Raw genomic sequence first — 25,128 nt, 5'->3', positions numbered from 1 at the left:
TTCATTGTCGTATTCTCTCAGAATGTTGAGTCTCCGACAATCCCGGGGCGGTTCATCATGTGAGTTTGATAACAGAACAGATTTGTCTTTATATAACCCTGAATCTAAACCTTAGAATAAGGCAAATTATATCAAAATAACTACGCCAGTCATGTGGCAGTTTGAAGGTGAACAAGGGTAAGGCTATAAAATCCCATTATTCAAGCAACTAAGGCATGTTTGGTATTATGTTTAAACAAATTTTCATTACTCTGATTTGCTTTAGCTTCCTTTTTTTAGCTACTGCCTGCCAAGCAGAAAAAGAGGTTATTATGCCTGATAAACCTTTAGAAATTGCCTTAAACATGACTGCTAAAGATTTATACGATGCCAACCCTGAGTATAAAGCTTTCCAAGAAGCAGATGCTCAGCCTATGGGAGTTACCTTTCAGGGTTATGACTTTCCAACAAACAACATGGGGAAAGTAATTTTCCATTATTCTGACGGTAGTTTCAATATTGACCAAGTTGTCACTATTTTAGCTATGGATAAGGTAACTAGCGAGCAGAGAGGGTTGAATAAAATTACAGTTGATTTTTTCTTCGATAAGACAGACAACGGTATATCAGACGCAGATGCTTATCAAAAAATGATGTTTTTCTTTAAAGAACTACAAGATAAAGGTTGGACGTATGCGCATTCAAATAGCGCTCCTAGGTTGACTGCCAAAGACAGTTTTACATTTGCAACGACAGATGAAGGTTCAGAACTATATCTTGATTACAGTTACCCACTTACTTTTAAAGAGTGGATGCAACTTAATGATCTACAGCTATGGCGATTAATATATGGCACAGAAATCTATATGGACATTAGAATAAATAGGCAAAGTGACCCTGAAACAGGCAACCGTCATTACCTGATTAGCTTAGATATTTTCGATGAGTTAGAGTTAATAAGACAAATCATTCCTAATAACTATGATGAATCTTTGACCAAAGAATATAGTAAGCTTTATGGCGGATTACCTGAAGCTAGACTTTTTTTCGAGACTAAAGCCATTAAAATGGGATTAAAGATTCAGCAAAATCAACCTGATTATACGCTACCACTCGTACTTAAAGAGACAGGTATTGACACCAGCAAGTTTGTCTCTATCGACCCCTATAAAATCACTTACAAAGAGTTTATGAAGCGTTCTGAGTCAGGCGAAGACATGACGCCCTATTACGAGAACCAGCCTACCGCTAAACCTGAAATCACCAGTCAAGCTCGAGGCCATTGCCTAGCCGAACAACCCTGCCCTAAATCAGGCTACTGGTTCACTTTAGCCAAAGCAGACAGTCGTGCCTACTTTAAGCAAGACGACACCATGCCAGACTATCCAAACAACAACTGGGGTGAAGTGATTTGGCAGTTTGAGGGTAAGAAAGGTTAGTTTGTTATTATTTTACTTAAACCACCTTTGTGTGGTTTTTTATATTTATGACTCTCAACTCAAGCTCGAGCTCGAGCTCGAGCTCCAATAACAAACAGGACAACTACCAGTATCATCCTGCTACTTTGATGCAACTAGGGCTTGATAGAGAATTAAACGACCACAGGGCAATTAATAAGGCATTATTAAACAGTAATAATAAATAGCAAGCCAACACCTACCAACAAATATCATTGACACTGATTAATATGTACAAATAAACATCTAAAGGATAGAAAAATGAGTCACTTTATTATAGATGAAGGATTTGATTATTTTTTAGAAAAATTCGGTCAGCCTGACTGGCAACAACCTGTTGATCAGGCTACCCTAGAATATTATCGTGGCAAGTTGCCTGACAAACTTCTTTTCTATTGGGAGAAAATGGGCTTCTGCCGCTTTAAACAAGGTCTATTTTGGATGGTCAATCCTGCTGACTATGAAGATGAGCTCGTGCTTTGGCTAGGTGAAGACATTTTAAAACAAGACAATTATTATGTGATTGCTCGTAGTGGCTTTGGCAAGTTATACGTTTGGGGTGAAAAAATGGGTCATGCCTATACAATTACTCCAACTCTTGGTTGGGTTTATCAAGAAAAAGGGGAAGCGAAAGATATTGCAAAAGGCCTAGCAGATAGAAAAATTGAATTATTTTTTGCTTTTAAAGAGACAAAATATGTTGATATGGTTGATAACAATAGCAAACCCTTATTCAATCGCTGCGTGAAAAAATTTGGAGCACTTGAATACGATGAAATGTTTGGCTTCGTTCCTGCCCTTGCCATAAGTGACAACGCGTCTATCAAAAATGTCGATAAAATGAATATCTTTGTGCATCTTAGTCTCTTACCTGACTTGATTGAAATCCAATACATCGACTTTAAGAAATTAGGACAAATGGCATTCGGTGTTGAAGATTCATCAAATCTACCTGATTTAGATGACTTAGTATAATTAATTATTTAAGCCACCTTCGGGTGGTTTAAACACAGATACACTATCCTAGCAAATCTTATTCATATCAATGGCGTACCTAGGAGACTCAACCTTTTAAGGCTTATGGTAGACAAAGGTGGCGACGTGAATATTGATGCAGGCACTAGCGAAATTTTAGAAAAAATATAGAGCAGAAGAAGCAGTACCTTAATAAATATAAGACACTGCTTTTTATCTAAAATACCTCCATTCTTAAGCACTCGTTATTTAACTATTATGCTTGGCTATCCAGTTTTGCATTTGCTCAATTTCAGGCTGCTGCGCGTCAATTACTTGTTGTGCCAATTGACGCATTTCTTCATTTTTGCCATACTTTAGCTGTATCTTTGCCATATCTACTGCGCCAATATGATGCGGCAACATACCGCGAGCAAATGCCATATCTGGGTTAGGGTCAGCGATACCTGCCATCATTTCACTATGCATCGTATCCATACCTTTAGCATAAGCTGTCTGCATGGCTTCAGTATCAGACGTTGGCTCAGCAGCATCAGGATGGTTGGCAAGCCAGTTCTGCATTTGCTCAATTTCAGCTTTCTGAGCGTCAATAATCTCTTGTGCCAACTGACGCATTTCTGCATCTGTACCATACTTTAGCTGAATCTCTGCCATATCAACAGCACCCATATGATGACCGAGCATTCCTTGAGCAAAGGCAGCATCGGGATCGTTGTATGCCATGCCTGCCATCATCTCATCATGCATCTTAGTCATAGAGTCATTATACTCTCCATGCATGCCCGTCATCGCATCGCCTGACATATCATGACCTGCATGAGCATCCATCGCGCTAGTGTCGGTTGTAGCATTATTAACGGGAGCCGCTTCGTCTTTAACAGTAGCCTCTGTTACATCATTCGTCGGCTGACAAGCGCTAAGCAGCATCATGGCACTGACACTAACTGCAAGCATGGCAAGACGTGAGTTTCTTATCATTTTCATGGTAGATCCTTAATTACGATCGTTTGGTAGTTATGGTTCATATAAAAACTGGCAAATCAGCTAAGATCCACCAGTTGGAAAAATCATTTAATTTATGTACTAAGAGGAGTGTGTTTTAAGGCTATTTATTCTAATGCTTCGATCAGTGCCTGCATCTCTTGGATTTCACGTTTTTGTGCTTCGATGATGTCGTCAGCAAGCTGCTGTACTCTAGGGTCTTCTATATCGGCTCTTGAGCTGGTTAAGATCGCAATTGAATGATGCGGTATCATAGCCTGCATCCAATCCACTTGATCGACGGTTGCTTGAGATCTGACGCCCCAGATACCCACGGCAAACATCAGCACACTAAGACCATAAATCATTAAGTTGACCTTAGTTTTCTTGTACATATTGCTCATAAAGGCGAGCATAATCACTGCCATGCCTGCGCCCATATATAGCGCCATATATGCTCTGGTCTCACTAAAATAAATATGATCCCACTCATAAGTATTGAAGTACATCATGATATACATCACCACGGTAGACGTCAGCATCATGAGGGTGAACTTTACATAAGGGTTCATCTGTTTTTGCTCTGCATGATTCATCAGTCAGTCTCCATCAATGCTGCTATCAGTACTACAATGAGTAGCTGAAATTTAAAAAACTATCTAAAGTATTAACTTATAGCTGCTGCTCTGCGGACTCAATCTCAGCGTATACTTGGTTTGTGCCATCTTTATTGATTTGCATAATTTGGTATGGCATAAACTTATCTTGATATTCCATACCAGGGCTACCGACGGGCATACCCGGTACCGCCAAACCAATCGCTTGCTTTGGTGGATTTTGCAAAAACTCAGCCACATACTTGGCAGGAACATGACCTTCGATGACATAACCATCACTGGTAACGGCGGTATGGCAAGAACGCAGCTCAGCAGGCACACCGTAACGCTCTTTAAATAATGACAAGTCTGCAACATCATGGGCAGTTGTCGTTAACCCATTATCTTCTGCGTGCCCTATCCATTCTTTACAACAGCCACAATTGGCATCTTTATAGACAGTGGCTGACACGTTCTTGAGCAGGTCTGGGTTGTTGGCTGGTGTCTCTGTCACTGTTTGCCTACTCTGTATAGCGTTTGCCTCACCACTGCTGGCGTTAGCGGCATTGGCAGTAGAGGGGCTGGCATTAGAAGCATTGCTGTCAGATTGCCCACATGCTGATAATATGGCAGCAGTTAATAAGACCGCTGACCCTCGAACAAACTTAACGGTAAAAGGCATCATAGAGGCTTCTCATGGTGTTGAATATTAAAATTAGGATGTATTGAAGCCAAACTAGCATAACCACTCTGACAGTCAGATGACGCCAAGATGACAATTTTGTCATCTTCTAGACTGAGCATAGGTTTATTACCAGTATTCCTCTATGATTGATAACAATAGAGACATTTTATATTGATCTCATCCTAAATAATTGGCGCGAGTATGCTATGAAAGTATTGTTAGTCGAAGATGAGTTATCACTTGGCGACTACATTAAAAAAGGTTTAAGCGAGGCAGGTTTTATCGTTGAGCATAAAACCACAGGTTTAGATGGGTATCATGCTCTGATGACTGAGGACTTCACTGTCGTGGTGATGGATGTGATGCTGCCTGATGTCAGTGGTTTTGAGCTGGTCAGTAATTATCGCGCTGCTGGTAACACCACCCCTGTATTATTTTTGACCGCAAAAGATGACCTTAGCGACCGCATAAAAGGCTTTGAGATTGGCGGTGACGACTATCTCACCAAACCTTTTGCCTTCGCTGAGCTGTTGGTCAGAATCAAAAGCTTACTACGCCGTGCCAATCAAGCAGATTACGCCAGCACAGTGCTTCAAATGGCTGATTTAAAACTGGATATCGCCAAACGTAGTGTGCATCGAGATAAAGGTTCTATCAAATTGACGGCCAAAGAATTTGCGCTATTGCAGTTTTTACTTGAGCATCAAGGCGAAGTATTGCCCCGCTCTGTCATCGCTTCACAAGTATGGGATATGAATTTTGATAGCGATACCAATGTGATTGATGTGGCGATAAGACGCTTACGAAGTAAAATCGACGATGGCTTTGAAAATAAGCTCATTCATACCGTACGCGGTATGGGCTATAAACTAGAAGCGGACAATAGCGCCGTTACAGTCAATAATGACACCAACATTGATATGAGTAATGAGGCTAATACGGTTTCTAAACTCAATCATGTTGAAGTGAAATAGCATGGCATATAAATCTGAGCATCGACGCTTGTCATTACTGTGGCGCACGACCCTAGTATTAACGGTATGCGTACTGATATCTCAAGCTTTTTTGTACATATGGATACAGCGTTCGGTTAATGATCATTTTGAACAAATGGACTCAGAGATCCTGACTCACGCTGCGTTTAATTTACGACAGTACATGACAGAGGTGACATCGGATGATCAGCGCTCTAACAACCTTTCCGACCCTGCTCATCTCGCCAATACAGCATCATCCGTGATAGATATCTTTCGACCAGATTATGAAGTCAAAACAATTATTACTGACCATAATGGACAAGTCATCAATAGTCAGCCAAAGGATTTTATTGATAAACTCAATGACTCCCAATTGGTCGAAAAACTATGGCAGCAGCACCGCGATCAACCCTTTGACTTGCAGCTTAATCATCGTCATTATCGCGCGCTGGTCATTGAGCACTCTAATCGCTTGGCATTAATCGCGCTACCGATTGATGTGCATCATCAATACCTTGCCCAGTTTAATCACCATCTTATTCTGATACTTATTGCGATTACTTTTATCTTGGTATCAGTGGCGGCTTTTAGCGTCTATTTAGGATTCGCCCCCTTAGCGACCATCAGTCAAAAAATGGCACGTATCAACGCCGAGCAGTTAGACGATAGAATCATCGTCTCTGAAATGCCAAGCGAGTTGCGACCCTTGGCTGACGCTTATAATGCCATGATGGATAAACTCGAACACAACTTTGCTTCATTATCACAGTTTTCAGATGACATTGCTCACGAACTGCGCACACCACTGGCAACGTTAAGCACCCAAACTCAAGTGATGCTCAGTAAACCTAGAGACCATCAAGAATATGTCGAGCAGCTACATCATCAACACGACACGCTCAAGCAACTATCCCTGCTAATTAACAATATGCTATTGCTGGCAAAAACTCAAAAAGGTCTCTACGACTCACAACGTCATCTTGTCGATACCAACTCACTGATAATTAAGCTCATCGATTATTTTGAACTGATAGCCGAAGAGCGCGGTATCTCTTTTGAGAAAAAAGGGGCATTTGATGTGGTATTAGGGGATGAGAGCTTGTTACAAAGGCTGTTTGCCAACTTGATATCCAATGCGGTTTACTACGCCGCCAGCGACAGTATCATTACTATTACCGCCGTTTCTAAGACTGCTAGCCTCATAAAACATAACGCTCACGCCCTTAGAGAAACGGCTCAGCAGCCCTCGCTAAACATCACCATCACTAATCGCTTGCAGACGCCTCTAACTCAGGCGGAAGCAGATAGACTGTTTGAACGCTTTTATCGTCATGACAAATCCAATAATCAGCACTCGGGCACAGGACTAGGATTGGCCATCGTACAAGCAATCGTCAATGCCCATAACGGCAAAGTCAGTATTACCATTAAGGATGAGTATTACTTTCAAGTTAACGTACAGTTATTAAAAGAATCATAGGGCGGGTTTGATCGAGAAATGGTCACCTTTTGGTCACCGAGCAGGTGGTCAGCAAGGAGGTGATCAGCGATTTTCAAAAGATAGAATGTATGCAACCAAACTTATAGAGAATACTTTATCTAAGATAGACTAGTCCCTAAGAGTTGATAAGGGAAAAAAAGCCAACCTTTATAGATAAAGGCCGTAAGAAGAATTTTAGACACAAAAAAACCCCAAACAAAATTATGTTTGAGGCGAAACTTGCTTAAACTCGAGAGTTTAAATTTGTTTTAGCTTTTTACTAAATATGGCGCAGCGGACGGGACTCGAACCCGCGACCCCCGGCGTGACAGGCCGGTATTCTAACCAACTGAACTACCGCTGCTTAGGTCGTCTTAGCATCTTCTCTTATTACAGAGACACTCGCTAAAAAGAGTGGTGGGTGATGACGGATTCGAACCGCCGACATTCTGCGTGTAAGGCAGACGCTCTACCAACTGAGCTAATCACCCTGAGAAGCGTTAAAAAATTGCACTGCAATTTTAACTTCGCAAGTTAAAATTCCTTAAAGGGAATTTTATAGAAAGTTTAATCTTTAAAGTTGTCACGCTCTAAGTCAGTAAAAATTCTAACAACATTGAACTTAATTAAGTCCCCTTGCTGTGGGTGTGTATTATATAGATTTACACATGGCTGTCAAACAGTATTTTCAGTTTTTTAACCTATTTTATAGGTTTTTATTTATTAATCTGACAAGCCTATGTTTTCATTGGATTTATATTTTTATAAAAAACCAATAAATTTTCAAGCATGACCCTATTTACTGGCTAATGCTTGTTCGATATCCATTTTTATGGCTTCTGGTTTGGTGGTTGGCGCATAGCGGTCAATGACCTGTCCATCTTTACCAATTAAAAACTTAGTAAAGTTCCATTTGATACCGTCTGTCAGCAGCCCGCCCTTTTGATTTTTTAGCCATGCAAAAATCGGATGGGCCTCATCGCCATTGACATCAACCTTCGCCATCATTGGAAAACTGACACCATAGTTCTTTTGACAAAATGCGCCAATCTCATCATTACTCTCTGGATCTTGCCCGCCAAATTGATTACAAGGGAAACCAATAACGACCAATCCTTGATCTTTATATTGTTGATACAGCGCCTCTAGGCCTTCAAATTGCGGCGTAAACCCACATTTGCTGGCGGTATTGACGATTAATAACACCTTACCTTGATAATCAGAGAACGCTTGTGCAGTACCGTCCATGCGCTCAGCAGTAAAATCGTAAATCGTGCTCATCATTTGTCCTTAAATCGATTAAGTTATTATTTTGATATTCTTTTAAACCGTGCTCATTTTTCAATAACAGTGAAAACATTAATAATGCTAATAACTGGCAAGGCAGCATCTCGCGCTTCCCTGCCATGACTCTAAAATACTCTAAGCAATTTTTTTAACAATTACTTTTCAGATTTATCTAGATCAATAGACACAGAATTGATGCAATAGCGCATGCCTGTCGTCTCGCTTGGGCCGTCAGGGAAGACATGACCTAAATGTGCGCCGCAGTTACTACAGGTCACTTCTGTCCGCGTCATGCCAAGCGAATTATCTACATGCTCCTCTATAGCGCTGTTATCAACTCCTTGGTCAAAACTTGGCCAACCACAGCTGGCATCAAATTTATTGCTTGAGTCAAATAAGCTCGCACCGCAGCCTTTGCAGCGATAAATACCGTCGTCAGTCGCATCGTTATAGATGCCCGTAAATGGGCGTTCTGTACCCTTTTCACGCATCACGTGATATTCATCAGCACTCAAACGCTCTTTCCAATCAGCTTCTGTTAATTGGCTGATTTCTTCTTGGCTAAGTTGATTGTCTTGCATAATGTATCCTTAATTTGGGTATGTATTATCTCATCCATTAGCATTAGCTTTTATCTGCTATTAACTAACACTTTATCGCCATATTTTTATAAAAACGATGGGCCTTATCTATTGTTTATCTATTCAATATTCAAGGCATACATTACAAGAAAACTATCATAAACAAGTGATGGCGTAAGGTATTGAAAAAGCTATGATAAATAAAATACAGCAAATTTTCTTAACATATCAATGAATACAGATTTAGCCATGATAATAACTCTCTGAAAGAAGTTTGATATATAGGGCGTGTCCTCAATTCAATTGCTTATCTTCTAAATGAGCTAAAAATGGCTAAATTTTGCCAAACATCGTCAAATAGCTTAGCAATATCTCAATATTATTTGCACTACTTTCCTTGTCTGACGACAATTTATCTCATTTTTATTATCATTTTTAAAATAAGGACACGCCCTAGTAGAGCAGAAATGAGGCAACGATAATACTACCAATGCAAGTTATTCTTGCATTGGTAAATACACTACCCTTAAAAACAGCTTGCATTGATACTGATAATGCAATAATATCTTGCATTAAGGCTTAATTAAAACAAATGCCTGCTTTCCTTCTCTCCATTACCAACTAATGAATAAAGGCTTGAATGATTATGGCTGATGACAAAAATAAAAGCACACAAGCCGAAAGACTGGTACAGCTACGTCGTGATAAAGGGCTGACTGCTGAGCAATTAGCGCAAGCCATGACCGCAGCAGGCGCAAAAGTCAGTCGCGGTGCTATCTCGAATTGGGAGCGTGGTACCAATGGTATTGTGTCATCTAAGCTGCCAACGCTCGCACACATTTTAGGCTGCAGCGAAGGCTATCTGTTACGCGGTGAACTAAAAAACGACAGTAATAAGGATAAAGAGGTGGGTAAGAGCGCTCATTCTCATAACAAAAATAGTCAAAACACGTCATTTTCTCAAACTGACAAGAGACCTGACTCCCAAGCCAATCAAACAGCTTCAACCCCTACTACAGACACAAACTCACAAAACAACCCTATGAGTGGTCACGCTATGAACACAATAAAAAAATCGGATAAATTGCAAAATGTTTGCTACGACATTCGCGGCCCGCTATTACAAACAGCCAATAAAATGGAAGCAGAAGGCAAACGTATATTAAAGCTGAACGTCGGTAACCCAGCCCCCTTTGGTTTAGAAGCCCCGCATGAGATTTTGCGCGATGTGGCGATGAATTTGCCAGACGCGACCGGTTATTCCGACTCGCAAGGGATTTTTTCAGCGCGTAAAGCCGTCCTACAGTACTATCAATCAAAAGGGTTGCTATCGGCAGTTGATGTTCGTGACGTCTATTTGGGCAACGGAGTTTCTGAGCTAATTGTAATGACCATGCAGGCTTTGATGAATGATGGTGACGAAGTGCTTATCCCAATGCCAGACTACCCGCTTTGGACGGCAGCGGCGAACCTAGCTGGCGGCACAGCGGTACATTATCGCTGTAATGAAGACGATAATTGGCATCCTGATATCGAAGATATTAAATCTAAAATCACCTCTAAAACCAAAGGTATCGTGGTGATTAACCCTAATAATCCAACAGGTTCACTTTATAGTGATGAATTACTCAAACAAATTATTGAGGTCGCTAAAGCGCATGATTTAATCATCATGGCCGATGAAATTTATGATCGTATTCTTTATGATGATATGGTACACACCCCAATGAGCACCTTGACTGATGATGTGCTGGTGCTCTCATACAATGGATTATCTAAATCTCATCGTATCGCGGGATTCCGCGCAGGTTGGATGATGGTGTCTGGCAAAAAACACCATGCCACTGACTTTATCGAAGGTTTGGACATGTTAGCGTCTATGCGCTTGTGTTCCAACGTCCAAGGTCAGTATGCCATCCAAACGGCAATGGGTGGCTATCAAAGCATGAAAGAGCTCACGTCAGAGCGTGGGCGCTTATATAAGCAGCGTGAAATGGCTGTGTCACGGCTTAATGCGATCAAAGGTATCTCTTGTACCATGCCACAAGGCGCGTTTTATTGCTTTCCAAAGATGGACCCTGATGTTTACCCTATCAAAGATGATATGGCATTTATGATGGATTTGCTTGTTGAAGAAAATGTCTTAATGGTACAAGGAACAGGCTTTAACTGGGATAAGCCCGATCATTTCCGCTTGGTGTTTTTGCCAAACTTACATGATTTAGAAGACGCCATGGACCGCTTAGATCGCTTCTTTGCCAAAAAGCGCAAACAATTTGGTACCGAATAAACCTTAACTTGACATAAAAAAAACGCTTACCGGCATGATGCTGATAAGCGTTTTTTATTTGAAACGTGCTTATAAATAAGGTTAAATAAGATTTAAGCAAAAACCTTAATAAGCGTACGTGTTAAAAAATATTGACCAAAATAATATAACTGATTGCAGACATTGCCGCTGCTGCAGGAAGAGTAATGATCCATGCCAAACCGATAGGTTTCATCAACGCCCAATTGGTGTCTCTATTGACGATACCGATACCCAGTACTGCACCGACCAAGGTATGCGTGCTTGATACGGGCAGACCCATGGTTGACGCGCCCATTACCACTGCAGCCGCAGCCAATTCAGCTGAAAAACCAGAAGCGGGATGCATTTTTGCCAAGTTGGTACCAACCGTTTGAATAACTTCTTTACCAATGAACCAAAGACCAACGATAAGCGCAACACCAAAGGTCAGCATAACCGCAGGCGGTACAGCGGCTTCAGTCGCAATGCTATTGGTACGGATAACATCCATAATCGCGGCGAAAGGACCGACTGCATTGGCAATATCGTTTGAGCCATGGCTAAAGGCAAAAGCAGAGGCGGTAAAGACTTGCATCCAGCTAAACATAATAAACGTCGCTTTGGTCAAATCCTCTTTATGTTTACCGCGGATACTCTTGGTATAGATAAAGGTCGCAAGCCACACTAGCGCCGCGATCATACCCATGATTAAAAAGCCTTGCAGCGTCGTCATGCCATTATTGACATTCTTTAGACCTTTAAAGATGACCAAAGAGGCCATGACCGCGCCGCCTGCAGCCGCAATGATAGGAACCCATTGTTTCAACGCTTTTAGCGTATCAAGGTTGCTGCGTTCATTTTCAATCTCATAAAGCTGTTTATAATAATCAGTCTCTAAATCTTCAACATCGCAATCATCATCTTTGTAGATTTCTTGATCACGCAACATCGCTGACGTATAGGCCAGCTGTTCTGATTCTGTTAAACCGTCCAAAAATTCTTTGTGGTTTTGTTTTAAGGTTTTTTTGTCGCCTTTCAAAGTCGCAATGTGCGCCTCTGTTCTATCATTATACTCAATGATGTTTTTCTTAATCTGTCCATATAATACATAGGACAAAACGCCGCCCAATAGCGGTGATAATACCCAAGAAATCGCGATGGTGCCAATCGTACTCCAATTCACCGTTGATAATGCCATTTCAGTACCACCTAACGTGATACCTAATACAATAGAGCTACCAACAACACCGCCAATAATGGCGTGCGTGGTTGAAACGGGCAGACCCTTTTTGGTGGCAAATAATAACCAAAATGCGGCAGCGATGAGCGCTGACAGCATGACATAAATGAATTGGTTGGGCGTTACTGAAAGACCATCTAAATCGACAATGCCGCTTCGAATGGTATCGGTGACTTCACCACCTGCCAGTACGGCTCCGGACACTTCAAATATCGCTGCGATACCCAGTGCCTGCGGGATAGTCAACGTCCCTGCACCTACTGAGGTACCAAAGGAGTTGGCGACATCGTTACCACCAATATTGAATGCCATAAAGACACCAAAAGCAGTGGCCACAATAAATAGCGTCGTCTGTTGACGCATCGTGTAATCTAGACCCCACCACAAAAAGTAGGCGGTCATCGCAATCAGTAAAATGGCAAAAAATAGATTTATTCTCATAGAACCGACTGATTTGACTGGCTCTGTAGAACTGTTGCTAATACCCATACGTTGATACGTCCTGCGTAAGCTGATTGAAATTATAGGCGGTTGATGACATTGCGCGGCTATTAATAATGCTCGTGATAGCTTCTGACATTAATATAACGTATATGAAACGCGCAATATGCTTGCTAAAAAACGGTTTTTCTTACTGCTATCTTGGTGCTCTACCCTAACGCTTATCTTTTATTTACTCGTATTTTATTTTACGTAAAGGCAGTAAATAAGGTAAAACACATCACTCAATATGTCATAAAGCCGCAAGGAATATTGCCAAATCGTCTGATTACAGCAGCTTGCGGCTTAGAGATGTCGTAGTAATAATTTTGGTTCTAATAACTGCTATTGTAAGAACCTTTGCCAAACTTATTAATCAGAGTGATTAAAATGTCTGTGTCAAAGGGTAAAACACGCTACTCACTCAGTGAGTTTCGTGCACAGCAGGAGCTATTACGCGCCTATTATATTAAATATAAGCGCATAATGCATGATGATATTGCAAGATTTGTAACTGCCAGCGTATGTGTTAGAAAACATCCTGCTGTAACGCCGCATTATACTCTCTTTCCCTGAATTTATTTAACGTTAAATATATAATTATGGCGCTTTGTAACCAGCTACCTAATTGAATGACCAATCACATATCAGCTGCCACACAACGCTGATAGTTGCTTAATCGCATGATCTAAAACATCCAAACGTGCTTGACGCTTCTCATTGGTCGCGATGACGCACCACGGTGCGTATTCTGTATCGGTACGTGCCAGCATATCCGCCGCAGACTGCACATAATCCGACCATTTATCACGGTTGCGCCAGTCATCGTCCGTCAGCTTAAACTGCTTGTGCGGTGTCTTTTGACGTGCCTCAAAACGTTTAAGCTGTTCTTTTTTATCGATAGCCAACCAGTATTTGATAACGATTGTCCCCGCCGCGGCTAAATCCGCCTCAAAGCGATTGATTTCATCGTAAGCACGCTGCCATTCCTCATCCGTGGCAAAACCCTCAATGCGCTCAACCAAAACGCGCCCATACCAAGTCCGATCAAAAATGGCAATACGGCTAATACGGTCGGCTTGCTCGTTCGGAAGTTTGGTCCAAAAACGCCATAGATAAGGATGTTGCAGCTCATACAGCATTGGCGCACTGATATTATAAATTTGATACTCGCGTGGGTCGAGCGGCGCCACCAATCTTTTGATCGCGCCACCTTTGCCAGCAGCGTCCATTCCTTCAAAGGCAAAAACGATATGACGCCCTTTGCGCGCACGCAGCAACTGGGCAAGGCGAACTTGTTTTTCTACCAACTCATCACGGTAGTCCGACTTATCAATCTCTGCATCATCGATATTTTTTAGACATTTAGGAATTTTTACAGGTTCAAACTTTGCTGATTTGAGTGCTTGCTGAGCTTGCTTCTTAGCCTTCGATTTATCAGAGGTGTTTACTGTATTTTTTTTACTACTCATTAGCGCGGTTTGCATCGCTTGTAGCACTTCATGGCAAAAATGGTCAGCCGCATCTGACTTGTCATCACCATCAATGATGATCCAATCATCTTGCTGGCGTAACAGAATGGTAGCTACTTGATTAAAGGTTTCGATAACTTTTTTACTATTCCAGTCAATTTGGTATAAAAACTGCGGATCGGCTTCATCGTCATTCAATCGCGCTTGCAACGTTTCGATATCGACATGGAACCAGCATTTAAGCAGTCGGGTTTGATTGGCAGCTAGGTCTTGTTCAAATGCTTGTAGCTTAATAAGCTGCTGCTGTAAATATGCTTGCCATTGCGCAATCGGTAACGCTTTGTCTTTGGCAGACTTGTCATTGTCTGACGTTGCCATACGCATGACGTTATAAAGCAAGTCAGCATACCAGTTGCCAAAATAAACCATCACATCGCCATGACGGGGTAACGCCTTGGTATGTGCCTGCCAAATCGGCTGATACGTTAAAGGACAATCACCAACGGTTGCCTCAACTTTAAGTAGTCGAGGATCTACCCATTGGCGCAATTGCTTGACAGCAGTCCCCTTGCCTGCCTGCTCCATACCATTGACCAATACCAATAGCCCTGTTGGTTTATTGAGGGTTGGCGGCGTCTGTTGCCGCGTTGCTCGTAGAGCATATTGGGCCGTGACCAGTGCCAATCTCAGTGCATCTTTGTCCATAGAAAACTGGCTCAGGGGATTGGGGGTTAGGCGCTCATCGACAATTTGCTCACTAAATTGTACACTTAGCGCTTGTGGTGCAGTGGGTTCAGCCGTCTTATTATTTTTGCTCATAACTGTCATCATCCTATGATTGAAAGCGTGTTAGCGTCATCATAGCATTGCAGCAATTCGGTAAATAACGCTGCTATGTAACAGTTTGACATTTGTATTCTGCTTTATTTTCTTTTAAGGTGAACACAATCTCAGACACATGCTGTAATCACGCTCTATAAATACAAAAACCAAAAGTATAAAACATGGTTTATCCTGAGCCTTTTATTTGCAACCTTTTAACCCTCTTTACTTTTATGCAGGTTTACTGACCATGGCCTCTTTAGCCGATTTACAACAACATTTGAACCGTTTTTGGGCACTGCCTTATCATGAAAATTTGGCATTAAACGATAAACTTAGTGAGGTGCAAGCTTGGCAACGAGATCGTATTCAGAACACTCATAAAGACTTGTTTGAGCAACCTCAAAATCAATTAATGGCAGATTATTTTTTGACACAATTGTATGGCGGCGATGAGTTTAAATTGCTGGCCAAACAGTTAGAACGCATTGTACCCAAGGCACAAAAAGTCGAGCGTTTTGCGCCAGCAGCGGCTTTAGAGACTGGCAGCATGGCGATACAAGCCGCTATCTTAGCGATAGAGCTGGATTTACATTTAGCAGAATGGCTATTGGCTCAAGATTTAGCCGTTAACGAAGACAACATGCTGACCGCCTATCGTGCGGTCAATGAAGCCGACACCAGACGTATCCAAATCGGTCATTTAAAAGAGGTGTGCTATCGTACTGATAAGTATATAAACTCTTTTATGTTGCAAAAAGCCTTTGCCTTGGCTAAAGGCACCGCCTACCGTTACAACTATCAGCCTTTGTATGAATTTATCGATTCAGGCTTTAAAGCGATGAAACCACTAAAAAGTGTCAGCGGCTTTATTGAACCGTTTTGTGAGCGTGAGCTTGAGATTATTGACCGTGTTCATGAGACGGATAATGGCGGTAAGCCAATGACGTTTGGTGTATGATAGACGCATCATTTGCTTGGTTAGCTGCTATTTTATACCTTGCAAACCAATAATCATAAAAGTAAATAACAGGATAATGCTATGACCGATAACATCCATAATAACAACGCTCATCTCGATCAAAAACCTACCATCAATGGTCATCTACAAGATAAATTGGTCAGAGATAGCATCACCCACAATCAAAACATCACGGCACAAGTGCAAGCACGTCAGAACTATGAAACTAATACCACGCTTAATACGGGTATTGATGCTGGCGTCGAAAACAGCAAGAAAAATGACTTTACACAAGTCCAAGACCTACCAACGGGAACGCCACAAGGCCAACAAACCACTATGCCAAATAACAATACCAGCAGCAACACTGTAGATAATGCATCTGCACAAACACAAACTGCTAAGCAAACGCTTTTTAATCAGCGTGATGACATCAATAACCCACATACACCTGATGTTGATGGTAATGAAGAAACGCATTTTGGCTATAAGACTGTCAATAAGGCTGAAAAACAAGCGCGCGTCGCCGATGTTTTTACCTCGGTCGCCAAAAAATACGACATCATGAACGACTTAATGTCTTTTGGTATTCATCGCTTATGGAAGCGTTATGCGATTAGCTTGTCAGGTGTACGCGCCGGTCAGCATGTGCTTGATATCGCTGGTGGTACGGGTGATTTGGCCAAAGTCTTTAGCCGTGAAGTCGGCAGAAACGGTCATGTAGTGTTATCAGATATCAATGCCGCCATGCTCGAAGTCGGTCGTGAACGCTTAATCAATGCTGGCTGCAACAACGTCGATTTTGTACTTGCCAATGCAGAAACACTCGCGCCATTTGATGACAATAGCTTTGACTTAATCACTATTAGTTTTGGTCTGCGTAATGTCACAGACCAAGATGCTGCGTTAAAATCGATGTACCGTGTGCTGAAGCCAGGTGGTCGTTTATTAATTTTGGAGTTCTCCAAGCCAGTATTTGAGCCATTGTCTAAAGCCTATGATTTATACTCATTTACTGCCTTACCTCTTATGGGCAAGCTGATTGTCAATGATTCTGAGAGTTATCAATACTTGGCCGAATCGATTCGTATGCATCCTGATCAACAGACGTTGAAACAAATGATGCAGCAAGCGGGCTTTGAAAATTGTGATTATCATAACTTGACGGCTGGTATTGTGGCTGTCCATCGCGGCTTTAAAGCGTAAGATTAAGTTAAAAACCATCGTAATAGACATGCCATCACTTACAGCGATGGCAACTGACCTTTACAAATGATGCGCTCTTTTAAGGCGCTCAACTGACTATGCGAGAGCCTTATGCTGACTGTTCTACTTTTGGCGGGTGCCGAAAAGCTGATTAACCTTGCTATTGCGAGTGATGAAATTACCAAATCAGGATTGGCACCGCTTGCTGGCAAAGTGTTGCGACTCAATATGGCAATGCCTGAGATTCGTTTGGATATTTTATTCACTCATGAGCGTTTACGTTTTGAGCCGGTGACAACCGAGAGTGTGTTTGAGCAAAGTGGCGCGATGAACGAGCACCAACAAGCCAGTATGGAGCGCGCACGGATTGGTCATAGTCGTCCAGACTGTACCATTACTGTAGATAACGCAGCGCAACTGCTGAATCTGATGCGTGGCACTGAGGGCAACCTGCCTATCGCGGGTGATTACAAGGTACTAATGCAGCTCAAACAACTGGTCGCAGGTTTCGATCCAGACGTCGCAGGACAGCTTGAGCCATTTATTGGTAAACCGATGGCCAGTCAGTTACATATACTTATATCACAGCTAAAAGGTAGCTGGCGCCATAGTGCCAAACGCGCTTTTGACGATGTCAGCGACTGGGCTAATGAGGTGGCTGGTAATAGTGCTCCTGATCCTATCGAGACAGCAGAAGTAAACGATCTTAAGCAGCAACTATTAAAGCTGCGGGCTGATGTCGAACGTGAAGAGGCCAAACTTGCTGCTATCAAAGATGAACAGGCACGCTTTCTCAATAACTCGTTTCATCAATAACTGTTGTCGTCGATGATCGCTAAATCCTATTATCGACAGCACTGTTTATAGATAAGTGCAATTTATAGATAAGCACAGTTTATAAATAAGTGCAGTGCCCACCCTATTTTCGACTTTCTTTAGAGTACCCATACCTCATGCTATTATCTCATCGCGCCCGTTTACTTGAGCTTTGGCGTATCGCCGCAACTTATCGCATCGATACTCATCTTTCTATCGAAGACGCGCCACAGCTGCAACCTTTGGCGCGTTTAATTCGCCTACATCCAGCGGCGTGGGGTAAAAAACACCAACCCAATGCGATTAAATATGCGCTTGAAGACATGGGCACGCTGTTTTTAAAGCTTGGCCAACTGCTGTCAACGCGTCGCGATTTAGTGCCGCCTGAGATTATCGAGCAATTGGTTCAACTACAAGACAAAGTCAAACCTTTCAATTCTGATGTGGCCATTACCCAAATCCAAGACCCTAAACACGGTCTTGGTCAATCGATTGGCACCTTGTTCGCACGCTTTGATGTCAAACCTCTAGCGGCGGCTTCTATTGCCCAAGTACATACTGCTGCGCTGCATGATGGTCGTGAAGTGGTGGTAAAAGTAGTGCGTCCTGATATTCGTACCACCATCATTGCTGATTTTGAGCTGCTACGTGAGCTGTCCAATTGGGCATCAGCGCGTATTGAAGCGGCACGTGCCATCCATATCGTCGATATTGTCGAAGACTATCGCCAAGTGATGTTAAACGAGCTGGATTTGACCTTAGAGGCAGACAATACCACTCAGATGCGCAACAACTTCTTGGGTTCCGCATTGATGTATGTACCAGAAGTCTATGATTCTGCCAAAAATGTGATGGTCATGGAGCGTATCCAAGGCGTTCCTATCTCGCAAGTTGCAGTGTTTGATCAACTTGGTTACGACCGAGCAGCACTAGCAGAAAAAGGCTTAACGATATTTTTTACCCAAGTATTCCGCGACAACTTCTTCCATGCCGATATGCATCCGGGTAATGTGTTTGTAGAGACACCGCCGGTTAAAACACTCACCGCAGATATGGCAGCGGTTGACTTAGGTCATGAACCACGCTATATCGGACTTGATTGTGCCATCATGGGCACGCTATCAAAAGACGATCAGCTTATCGTCGCGCGCATGCTGTTGGCGGTGATGAATAACAACTTTACGGTGATGGTTGATATCGTCAGCCGTGCCGGTTGGATTCCACCAAATACAGACAAGCATGCCTTAATGCGCGATATGAAACGCACGGTTGGTCCAATGCTGCAAAAATCTATCAATGATATCGACTTTGCCGGTGTCTTAATGCAAATTTTAGATATCGCTCGTCGTCACCATATGAGTATCCCGCCGCAACTCATGCTGCTATTGAAAACCTTGGTTCATGTTGAAGGACTCGGTCGCGACTTGTATCCTGACCTTGATATCTGGTCACTTGCCAAGCCGATTTTAAGCAGTTGGATTAAAGAGCAGCTCGATCCGATGCGTAATTTACAACAGCTGCGTCAGCAGTTACCAGAGATTTTATTATCGACGACTGATATTCCAAAGCTACTGGATCAAGGCTTACAAAGCCTTGCCTCACAAGGATCACGCCAAGACAGTCAACTGCGAGAAATACAACAAATTCGTGCGGATATGCTTAATGATCGCCGCCGAGATTGGCTAGCACTGTCAGGTTTTGCCATTTTCATCGCCATTGCAACACAGGTTGTTGGCTGGCTCTCGCCTATCTTTTATATATTGGCTATTTTGGTTGTCGTTTGGCGTATTTTAGCCTAACGCTCTGTTATTTTTAATAAAAATAAGCATTGGTTAATAGCCATTACTATCTAATTTTTACTCAATAAGCTCTCACTCACTTTCATTGCTTTTTAGTGACATTTAAAGTGAGTGAGAGCCTAGTTTTTACATTGCCTCATTTCTCATTGTGTCGTTAAAAAAGACGCCCTGTATAGGAGTCACCCATGTCTACCGCTAAAATATCAATTGCTAAAAAAGACCACAGCGAGGCTATTGCTGCCTTACAAACTCGTTTCGGTAAACAACTTACTACCAATATAACGGTACGTGAGCAGCATGGGCATACGATGACGTGGCTTGCCAATCAGCCACCCGATGCCGTCTTGACAGTACAAGATAAGCACGAGGTAGCAGCTGCGGTGGAGATTTGCAATCAGTATCAAATGCCAGTGATTGCATTTGGTATTGGCTCATCCTTAGAAGGTCAATTAAATGCGCCATATGGCGGATTATGCATCGATATGCATGCGATGGATGGAATATTGCAGGTACATAATGAAGATCTGACGGTGACCGTACAACCAGGCGTCACACGTGAGCAGCTCAATCACTACTTACGTGATACAGGACTGTTTTTTCCAATAGATCCGGGTGCCAATGCCAGTATCGGCGGTATGGTCGCCACTCGCGCTTCAGGCACCAATGCGGTACGTTATGGCACGATGAAAGACGTGGTACTCGCGCTTGAGATAGTCACCGCTAGTGGAGAGATTGTCCGCACTGGTACCCGTGCCAAAAAATCTGCCGCGGGTTATGACTTGACGAGATTAATGATCGGCTCAGAAGGGACACTTGGTATTGTTACTGAGGTGACGCTTAAACTATTCGGCATCAGCGAGTGTATTGGTAGCGGTATTTGCCATTTCCCAACGATTGAAGATGCCTGTCAGGCAGTGATGCTGACCATTCAAATGTGCTTGCCGATTGCGCGCATTGAGTTACTTGATGCCATGCAAATTAAAGCCTGTAATCAATATGCCAATCTTGATCTGGATGAGACGCCTACCCTATTTGTAGAGTTTCATGGCACAGATGCCAGCGTCGCTGAACAAGCTCAAATGTTTACGGATATTATCGAAGAATTCGGCGGTCGTGACTTCGCTTGGGATACCAATGAAGCCGAGCGCAAGCGTCTGTGGCAAGCACGGCATAACGCTTATCATGCCAGCTCTGCTCTACGTCCTGAAGCCAGCGCCTTATCGACGGATGCTTGTGTGCCCATTTCACGCTTAGCAGAATGTGTCAGTGAGACAGCAAAAGACATCGAAGCGTCGGGCATGATTGGGCCTATCGTCGGTCACGTCGGCGATGGTAATTTTCATGTTTTGTTATTGGTCGATACCGATAACCCTGAAGAAATCGCTACTGCTGAAGGTATTATCAGCCGCTTAGCTACCCGCGCTATTGAAATGGATGGCACTTGTACAGGTGAGCATGGCATCGGGCAAGGCAAACAAAAATATATGCAGCAAGAGCACGGTAACGCCTTAGTGCTGATGCAAGCAATTAAATCAGCACTTGACCCTAACAATATCTTAAATCCAGGTAAAATATGGCCTGAGCCTTTAACCGCTGTTTAACTGTCGAATGGTGCTTATAAGAGATCAAAGCCTAAAAAATGCGCCTACGTTTAACTAGAGTATTAAACGTAGGCGCATTTTTTAGGCTAATTTCATAACATCTGGTCAATCGCCATTTGGGTCAGTACGCGTCCACGTGCAGTACGTAATACGTAGCCTTGCTGAATAAGATATGGCTCAATCACATCCTCAAGCGTACCGCGATCTTCAGCCATTGCTGCTGCTACCGCTTCAACGCCAGCTGGACCACCATCAAAACGTTCGTGCAATATCTCAATATAACGTCTGTCCAAATGATCAAGACCACGTCTATCAACTGCCAGCATATCGAGCGCACTGCCCGCAATCGCGCCATTAATGCTACCGTCGCCTCTCACTTCAGCATAATCACGTACACGGCGTAATAAACGATTGGCAATCCTTGGCGTACCACGCGCACGGCGAGCAATCTCCACCGCGCCATCTTCACTCATCGGTACACGCATCAAACGTGCGGCACGACTCACAATCGTGGTCAAATCAGCAATATTATAAAATTCGAGCCGCTGCACAATGCCGAAACGATCACGCAGTGGTGAGGTCAATAATCCTGCTCGCGTGGTTGCCGCGACTAAGGTAAACGGCGGTAAATCCAGCTTGATAGAGCGTGCCGCAGGTCCTTCACCAATCATAATATCCAGCTGAAAGTCTTCCATGGCGGGGTACAGTATCTCTTCAATAACGGAACTCAATCGATGAATTTCGTCGATAAATAGCACATCACCCTCTTCTAGATTGGTTAGCATGGCTGCCAAATCACCGGGGCGTTCAAGCACAGGTCCTGAGGTAGAACGCAAGTTACCACCCATTTCACGAGCAATAATATTGGCAAGCGTTGTTTTTCCAAGACCAGGCGGACCAAAAATCAAAGTATGATCTAATGCCTCACCTCGACCACGTGCTGCGCCAATAAATACTTCCATCTGCTCACGTACCACTGGCTGACCAATATATTCAGCCAGTAATGCCGGTCGAATATTAGAATCAGGCGCATCGCCTGCCCCTTCAAATGGATTAATCAAACGATCTTGCATCATAGGTTTTATCATTATATTAAATCATTATTTTTAAAGAATAGGTATAAATAGCATAACCAAACGCTACGTATAAGTCATGCAAAACATCATAAAGCAGCTACTAAATAAAGCACAGTCTAAAACGAAAATAAGCGACAATGAATGTCGCTTATCTGTTTAAGAGTTATTGATACTTATTGATGGTAGTGAGCTGAATGAATCAAAATCCTGACAACTGTTGCAATGTGGCTTTTAGTAAACCTTGCGTATCGGCAAAGGTATTACCATTACTCTTAGCGGCTTTAATCGCTTGCTGTGCCTCTCTTTCTTTATAGCCCAAGCTAATCAACGCGCCTTCTACCTCAGCGATGATGCTGCCCTCGTGAGATACCTCAGCAGGTTGCATGGCAAACTCTAAATGACTGCTATCGACTTCGATATTTTTCAGCTTATCTTTTAGCTCAATCAATAAGCGCTGCGCTGTTTTTTTACCGATACCGGGAATACGGGTTAATGCCGTCTCTGACTCTTGCTCGACATGCATCTTTAGCTCAGCAGCTGACATCGCAGATAGCATTGCTAACGCCATTTTTGCGCCAACGCCATTGATCTTGATCAATTGCCGAAAGACATCACGCTCTTTGCGATCGATAAAACCATAAAGCAGCTGCGCATCTTCACGCACATGAAAATGCGTCCAAATACTCGCCTGCTCATTGAGACGCAACTGGCAAAATGACGGTAGCGGCAGCTCTATATCGTAGCCGACACCAGAGGTAGTCATGACACAGGCAGTCGGTGCCATCAAATACTGCACTTGACCACTAATCAATCCAATCATAATCCACTACCTTTATTAGAGCTGATATAAAAAATGAACTGAGCTGCTATTTAATGATAAATGCTATTAAATAAGCATATCTCACCGACATGCTTATTTATAAAAATCGACCATACCTTCAAGGCTGATTGGACGAATTTTATGCGCTTGCCCAGCTGAGCCAAAGGCTTCGAAACGATTGGTACAGATATCTGACATCGCAACCATAGAGGCTTTAAAGTATTTACGCGGATCAAATTCGCTAGGGTTTTCAGCAAGGAATTTACGAATAGCGCCCGTTGATGCCAAACGCAAATCGGTATCGATATTTACCTTACGTACGCCATGCTTAATCGCTTCAACGATTTGCTCAACCGGTACACCATAAGTCTCACCGATGTTGCCACCATTTTCATTGATAACTTTTAGCCACTCTTGCGGTACTGATGACGAGCCATGCATGACCAAATGGGTGTTAGGAATACGGGCATGAATCTCTTTTACGCGCTCAATCGATAGGATGTCGCCTGTCGGTGGACGGGTGAATTTATACGCACCATGACTGGTACCAATAGCAATGGCTAACGCATCGACGTTGGTGTCTTTAACGAACTGTTCTGCTTCATCAGCACTGGTCAATAGCTGCTCGTGATCTAAGATGCCTTCTGCGCCAGAGCCGTCTTCTTCACCAGCCATACCAGTCTCAAGACTACCTAGACAGCCAATTTCACCTTCTACTGAAACACCGCACGCGTGTGCCATCTTGACAACTTCGCGAGTCACGCTGGCATTGTAATCATAATCCATTGGCGTTTTACCGTCTTCACCGAGCGAGCCGTCCATCATCACTGATGAAAAGCCAAGCTGAATTGAGCGTTGGCAAATCGCTGGTGACATACCGTGATCTTGATGCATAACGACTGGAATATGTGGCCATTCTTCGATAGCAGCAATAATCAGATGACGCAAAAATGCAGAGCCTGCATAACTGCGTGCGCCAGCACTAGCCTGTACGATAACAGGAGAATCACAGGCGTCGGCTGCCATCATGATTGCACGCATCTGCTCTAAATTATTAACATTGTAAGCAGGGACACCGTAGTTATTTTCGGCGGCATGATCTAGAAGTTGACGTAACGATATTAAAGCCATAAGACGCTCTCTGATTAAATTTTGAATATGATATTAAGAAATCATTCTTAAAAATACGATGTTGCAACAATTGCCCTAAAACCCTAGCCTGATAATAGCCAGACCAGCAAAAAACCAGTGTTTTTTGATCGTAATTATTACGCCGTGATTATAGCAAAAATTGCCAGCGCTTCGTAGCGGTTAACCGACTATTTCTTTCTTTGCTTGATTCATAAAACAATTTGATAAGTTCCATATGATACACAGCTAATTGAAAAACGGATAAACCTTGTGCACCATATTTTTGACTGACTAAGTCCTGCCCTCAATTCAATCAATGGATATTTAAATGGGCTAAAAATGAGGACACACCCTAACCGCTAGATTGTGATTTTAAATACAAAAAAGCCTTGGCTATCACCAAAGCTTTTTAAATA

Annotated in this window: 20 protein-coding genes and 2 tRNA genes; 10 read left to right on the top strand and 12 right to left on the bottom strand. The window is 42.8% G+C overall.

Going from position 1 to position 25,128, the window contains the following annotated elements:
• Window positions 1-311 precede the first annotated feature (311 nt).
• Complete coding sequence (locus I3252_RS11230) at window positions 312-1,418, top strand: hypothetical protein (protein WP_238035241.1); 1,107 nt, start codon at window positions 312-314, stop codon at window positions 1,416-1,418.
• A gap of 279 nt (window positions 1,419-1,697) precedes the next feature.
• Window positions 1,698-2,411: a GAD-like domain-containing protein gene (locus I3252_RS11225; RefSeq protein ID WP_238035240.1), complete on the top strand. Its 714-nt coding sequence runs from the start codon at window positions 1,698-1,700 to the stop codon at window positions 2,409-2,411.
• Between the two features lie 249 nt (window positions 2,412-2,660).
• On the opposite strand, the gene I3252_RS11220 is transcribed toward I3252_RS11225, so the two are convergent.
• The 3 genes from I3252_RS11220 to I3252_RS11210 form a co-directional block, all read right to left on the bottom strand.
• A complete protein-coding gene (locus I3252_RS11220; RefSeq protein ID WP_226950291.1) occupies window positions 2,661-3,395 on the bottom strand; it encodes a DUF305 domain-containing protein in 735 nt (244 codons plus the stop codon).
• Window positions 3,396-3,520: 125 nt separating this feature from the next.
• Window positions 3,521-3,988 (bottom strand): DUF305 domain-containing protein, encoded by a 468-nt coding sequence (locus tag I3252_RS11215; RefSeq protein ID WP_238035239.1) that lies wholly within the window; start codon window positions 3,986-3,988, stop codon window positions 3,521-3,523.
• Window positions 3,989-4,064: 76 nt separating this feature from the next.
• Window positions 4,065-4,673: a DUF411 domain-containing protein gene (locus I3252_RS11210; protein WP_238035238.1), complete on the bottom strand. Its 609-nt coding sequence runs from the start codon at window positions 4,671-4,673 to the stop codon at window positions 4,065-4,067.
• Window positions 4,674-4,879: 206 nt separating this feature from the next.
• Between I3252_RS11210 and I3252_RS11205 the strand changes: the two genes are divergently transcribed.
• Window positions 4,880-5,647: a heavy metal response regulator transcription factor gene (locus tag I3252_RS11205; protein ID WP_238035237.1), complete on the top strand. Its 768-nt coding sequence runs from the start codon at window positions 4,880-4,882 to the stop codon at window positions 5,645-5,647.
• A gap of 1 nt (window position 5,648) precedes the next feature.
• Window positions 5,649-7,130: a heavy metal sensor histidine kinase gene (locus tag I3252_RS11200; protein ID WP_238035236.1), complete on the top strand. Its 1,482-nt coding sequence runs from the start codon at window positions 5,649-5,651 to the stop codon at window positions 7,128-7,130.
• A 287-nt stretch (window positions 7,131-7,417) separates the two neighbouring features.
• Here the strand turns inward: I3252_RS11200 and I3252_RS11195 are convergent.
• The 4 genes from I3252_RS11195 to msrB all read right to left on the bottom strand — a co-directional run bounded on the left by I3252_RS11195 (window position 7,418) and on the right by msrB (window position 8,998).
• Window positions 7,418-7,494 (bottom strand) — tRNA-Asp (locus I3252_RS11195).
• Between the two features lie 51 nt (window positions 7,495-7,545).
• A tRNA-Val gene (locus tag I3252_RS11190) sits at window positions 7,546-7,621 on the bottom strand.
• Window positions 7,622-7,925: 304 nt separating this feature from the next.
• Window positions 7,926-8,411: a glutathione peroxidase gene (locus tag I3252_RS11185; RefSeq protein ID WP_238035235.1), complete on the bottom strand. Its 486-nt coding sequence runs from the start codon at window positions 8,409-8,411 to the stop codon at window positions 7,926-7,928.
• Window positions 8,412-8,572: 161 nt separating this feature from the next.
• Window positions 8,573-8,998 carry a peptide-methionine (R)-S-oxide reductase MsrB gene (gene msrB / locus I3252_RS11180; RefSeq protein WP_238035234.1) on the bottom strand — a complete coding sequence of 142 codons (426 nt, stop codon included), beginning with the start codon at window positions 8,996-8,998 and terminating at the stop codon, window positions 8,573-8,575.
• A gap of 640 nt (window positions 8,999-9,638) precedes the next feature.
• On the opposite strand from msrB, the gene I3252_RS11170 reads away from it, so the two are divergent.
• Window positions 9,639-11,288: an aminotransferase class I/II-fold pyridoxal phosphate-dependent enzyme gene (locus tag I3252_RS11170; protein WP_275949305.1), complete on the top strand. Its 1,650-nt coding sequence runs from the start codon at window positions 9,639-9,641 to the stop codon at window positions 11,286-11,288.
• A gap of 121 nt (window positions 11,289-11,409) precedes the next feature.
• Here the strand turns inward: I3252_RS11170 and I3252_RS11165 are convergent, their stop codons facing one another.
• Together I3252_RS11165 and I3252_RS11160 are read right to left on the bottom strand one after the other, a co-directional pair.
• Window positions 11,410-13,017: an inorganic phosphate transporter gene (locus I3252_RS11165; protein WP_045448242.1), complete on the bottom strand. Its 1,608-nt coding sequence runs from the start codon at window positions 13,015-13,017 to the stop codon at window positions 11,410-11,412.
• A gap of 638 nt (window positions 13,018-13,655) precedes the next feature.
• On the bottom strand, window positions 13,656-15,299 hold the full coding sequence (locus I3252_RS11160; RefSeq protein ID WP_238035233.1) for an ATPase: 1,644 nt from the start codon (window positions 15,297-15,299) through the stop codon (window positions 13,656-13,658).
• A gap of 253 nt (window positions 15,300-15,552) precedes the next feature.
• Between I3252_RS11160 and I3252_RS11155 the strand changes: the two genes are divergently transcribed.
• From I3252_RS11155 to I3252_RS11135, 5 genes are all read left to right on the top strand, one after another.
• The gene (locus tag I3252_RS11155; protein ID WP_238035232.1) at window positions 15,553-16,263 is read left to right on the top strand and encodes a hypothetical protein; all 711 of its coding nucleotides are present in this window, start codon (window positions 15,553-15,555) and stop codon (window positions 16,261-16,263) included.
• Window positions 16,264-16,344: 81 nt separating this feature from the next.
• A complete protein-coding gene (ubiE, locus tag I3252_RS11150) occupies window positions 16,345-17,469 on the top strand; it encodes a bifunctional demethylmenaquinone methyltransferase/2-methoxy-6-polyprenyl-1,4-benzoquinol methylase UbiE (RefSeq protein WP_238035231.1) in 1,125 nt (374 codons plus the stop codon).
• Window positions 17,470-17,580: 111 nt separating this feature from the next.
• Window positions 17,581-18,285 carry a hypothetical protein gene (locus tag I3252_RS11145; RefSeq protein ID WP_238035230.1) on the top strand — a complete coding sequence of 235 codons (705 nt, stop codon included), beginning with the start codon at window positions 17,581-17,583 and terminating at the stop codon, window positions 18,283-18,285.
• Window positions 18,286-18,422: 137 nt separating this feature from the next.
• On the top strand, window positions 18,423-20,084 hold the full coding sequence (locus I3252_RS11140) for an AarF/UbiB family protein (protein ID WP_238035229.1): 1,662 nt from the start codon (window positions 18,423-18,425) through the stop codon (window positions 20,082-20,084).
• 185 nt (window positions 20,085-20,269) lie between these two features.
• Window positions 20,270-21,685 carry an FAD-linked oxidase C-terminal domain-containing protein gene (locus I3252_RS11135; RefSeq protein ID WP_238035228.1) on the top strand — a complete coding sequence of 472 codons (1,416 nt, stop codon included), beginning with the start codon at window positions 20,270-20,272 and terminating at the stop codon, window positions 21,683-21,685.
• 92 nt (window positions 21,686-21,777) lie between these two features.
• Here the strand turns inward: I3252_RS11135 and ruvB are convergent, their stop codons facing one another.
• From ruvB to fba, 3 genes are all read right to left on the bottom strand, one after another.
• Window positions 21,778-22,758 (bottom strand): Holliday junction branch migration DNA helicase RuvB, encoded by a 981-nt coding sequence (gene ruvB, locus I3252_RS11130; protein WP_045447074.1) that lies wholly within the window; start codon window positions 22,756-22,758, stop codon window positions 21,778-21,780.
• Window positions 22,759-22,960: 202 nt separating this feature from the next.
• Window positions 22,961-23,581: a Holliday junction branch migration protein RuvA gene (gene ruvA / locus I3252_RS11125; protein WP_045446946.1), complete on the bottom strand. Its 621-nt coding sequence runs from the start codon at window positions 23,579-23,581 to the stop codon at window positions 22,961-22,963.
• Between the two features lie 93 nt (window positions 23,582-23,674).
• On the bottom strand, window positions 23,675-24,712 hold the full coding sequence (gene fba, locus I3252_RS11120; RefSeq protein WP_238035227.1) for a class II fructose-bisphosphate aldolase: 1,038 nt from the start codon (window positions 24,710-24,712) through the stop codon (window positions 23,675-23,677).
• Window positions 24,713-25,128: the final 416 nt, after the last annotated feature.

The sequence above is a fragment of the Psychrobacter sp. Ps4 genome, from assembly GCF_022129285.1.
Lineage (GTDB): Bacteria > Pseudomonadota > Gammaproteobacteria > Pseudomonadales > Moraxellaceae > Psychrobacter > Psychrobacter immobilis_A.
The sequence above is the reverse complement of the archived record's forward strand: the minus strand, read 5'-3'. Positions and strand labels throughout refer to the sequence as shown.

Bases quoted from the DNA above. Each gene is read 5' to 3' on its own strand.
- I3252_RS11205 (WP_238035237.1), top strand. From the start codon at position 4,880: ATGAAAGTATTGTTAGTCGAAGATGAGTTATCACTTGGCGACTACATT.
- I3252_RS11230 (WP_238035241.1), top strand. From the start codon at position 312: ATGCCTGATAAACCTTTAGAAATTGCCTTAAACATGACTGCTAAAGAT.
- I3252_RS11160 (WP_238035233.1), bottom strand. From the start codon at position 15,299: ATGAGCAAAAATAATAAGACGGCTGAACCCACTGCACCACAAGCGCTA.
- I3252_RS11165 (WP_045448242.1), bottom strand. From the start codon at position 13,017: ATGGGTATTAGCAACAGTTCTACAGAGCCAGTCAAATCAGTCGGTTCT.
- msrB (WP_238035234.1), bottom strand. From the start codon at position 8,998: ATGCAAGACAATCAACTTAGCCAAGAAGAAATCAGCCAATTAACAGAA.
- I3252_RS11145 (WP_238035230.1), top strand. From the start codon at position 17,581: ATGCTGACTGTTCTACTTTTGGCGGGTGCCGAAAAGCTGATTAACCTT.
- I3252_RS11225 (WP_238035240.1), top strand. From the start codon at position 1,698: ATGAGTCACTTTATTATAGATGAAGGATTTGATTATTTTTTAGAAAAA.
- I3252_RS11210 (WP_238035238.1), bottom strand. From the start codon at position 4,673: ATGATGCCTTTTACCGTTAAGTTTGTTCGAGGGTCAGCGGTCTTATTA.
- I3252_RS11140 (WP_238035229.1), top strand. From the start codon at position 18,423: ATGCTATTATCTCATCGCGCCCGTTTACTTGAGCTTTGGCGTATCGCC.
- ruvB (WP_045447074.1), bottom strand. From the start codon at position 22,758: ATGCAAGATCGTTTGATTAATCCATTTGAAGGGGCAGGCGATGCGCCT.
- I3252_RS11155 (WP_238035232.1), top strand. From the start codon at position 15,553: ATGGCCTCTTTAGCCGATTTACAACAACATTTGAACCGTTTTTGGGCA.
- I3252_RS11185 (WP_238035235.1), bottom strand. From the start codon at position 8,411: ATGAGCACGATTTACGATTTTACTGCTGAGCGCATGGACGGTACTGCA.
- ubiE (WP_238035231.1), top strand. From the start codon at position 16,345: ATGACCGATAACATCCATAATAACAACGCTCATCTCGATCAAAAACCT.
- I3252_RS11215 (WP_238035239.1), bottom strand. From the start codon at position 3,988: ATGAATCATGCAGAGCAAAAACAGATGAACCCTTATGTAAAGTTCACC.
- fba (WP_238035227.1), bottom strand. From the start codon at position 24,712: ATGGCTTTAATATCGTTACGTCAACTTCTAGATCATGCCGCCGAAAAT.
- I3252_RS11200 (WP_238035236.1), top strand. From the start codon at position 5,649: ATGGCATATAAATCTGAGCATCGACGCTTGTCATTACTGTGGCGCACG.
- I3252_RS11135 (WP_238035228.1), top strand. From the start codon at position 20,270: ATGTCTACCGCTAAAATATCAATTGCTAAAAAAGACCACAGCGAGGCT.
- I3252_RS11220 (WP_226950291.1), bottom strand. From the start codon at position 3,395: ATGAAAATGATAAGAAACTCACGTCTTGCCATGCTTGCAGTTAGTGTC.
- I3252_RS11170 (WP_275949305.1), top strand. From the start codon at position 9,639: ATGATTATGGCTGATGACAAAAATAAAAGCACACAAGCCGAAAGACTG.
- ruvA (WP_045446946.1), bottom strand. From the start codon at position 23,581: ATGATTGGATTGATTAGTGGTCAAGTGCAGTATTTGATGGCACCGACT.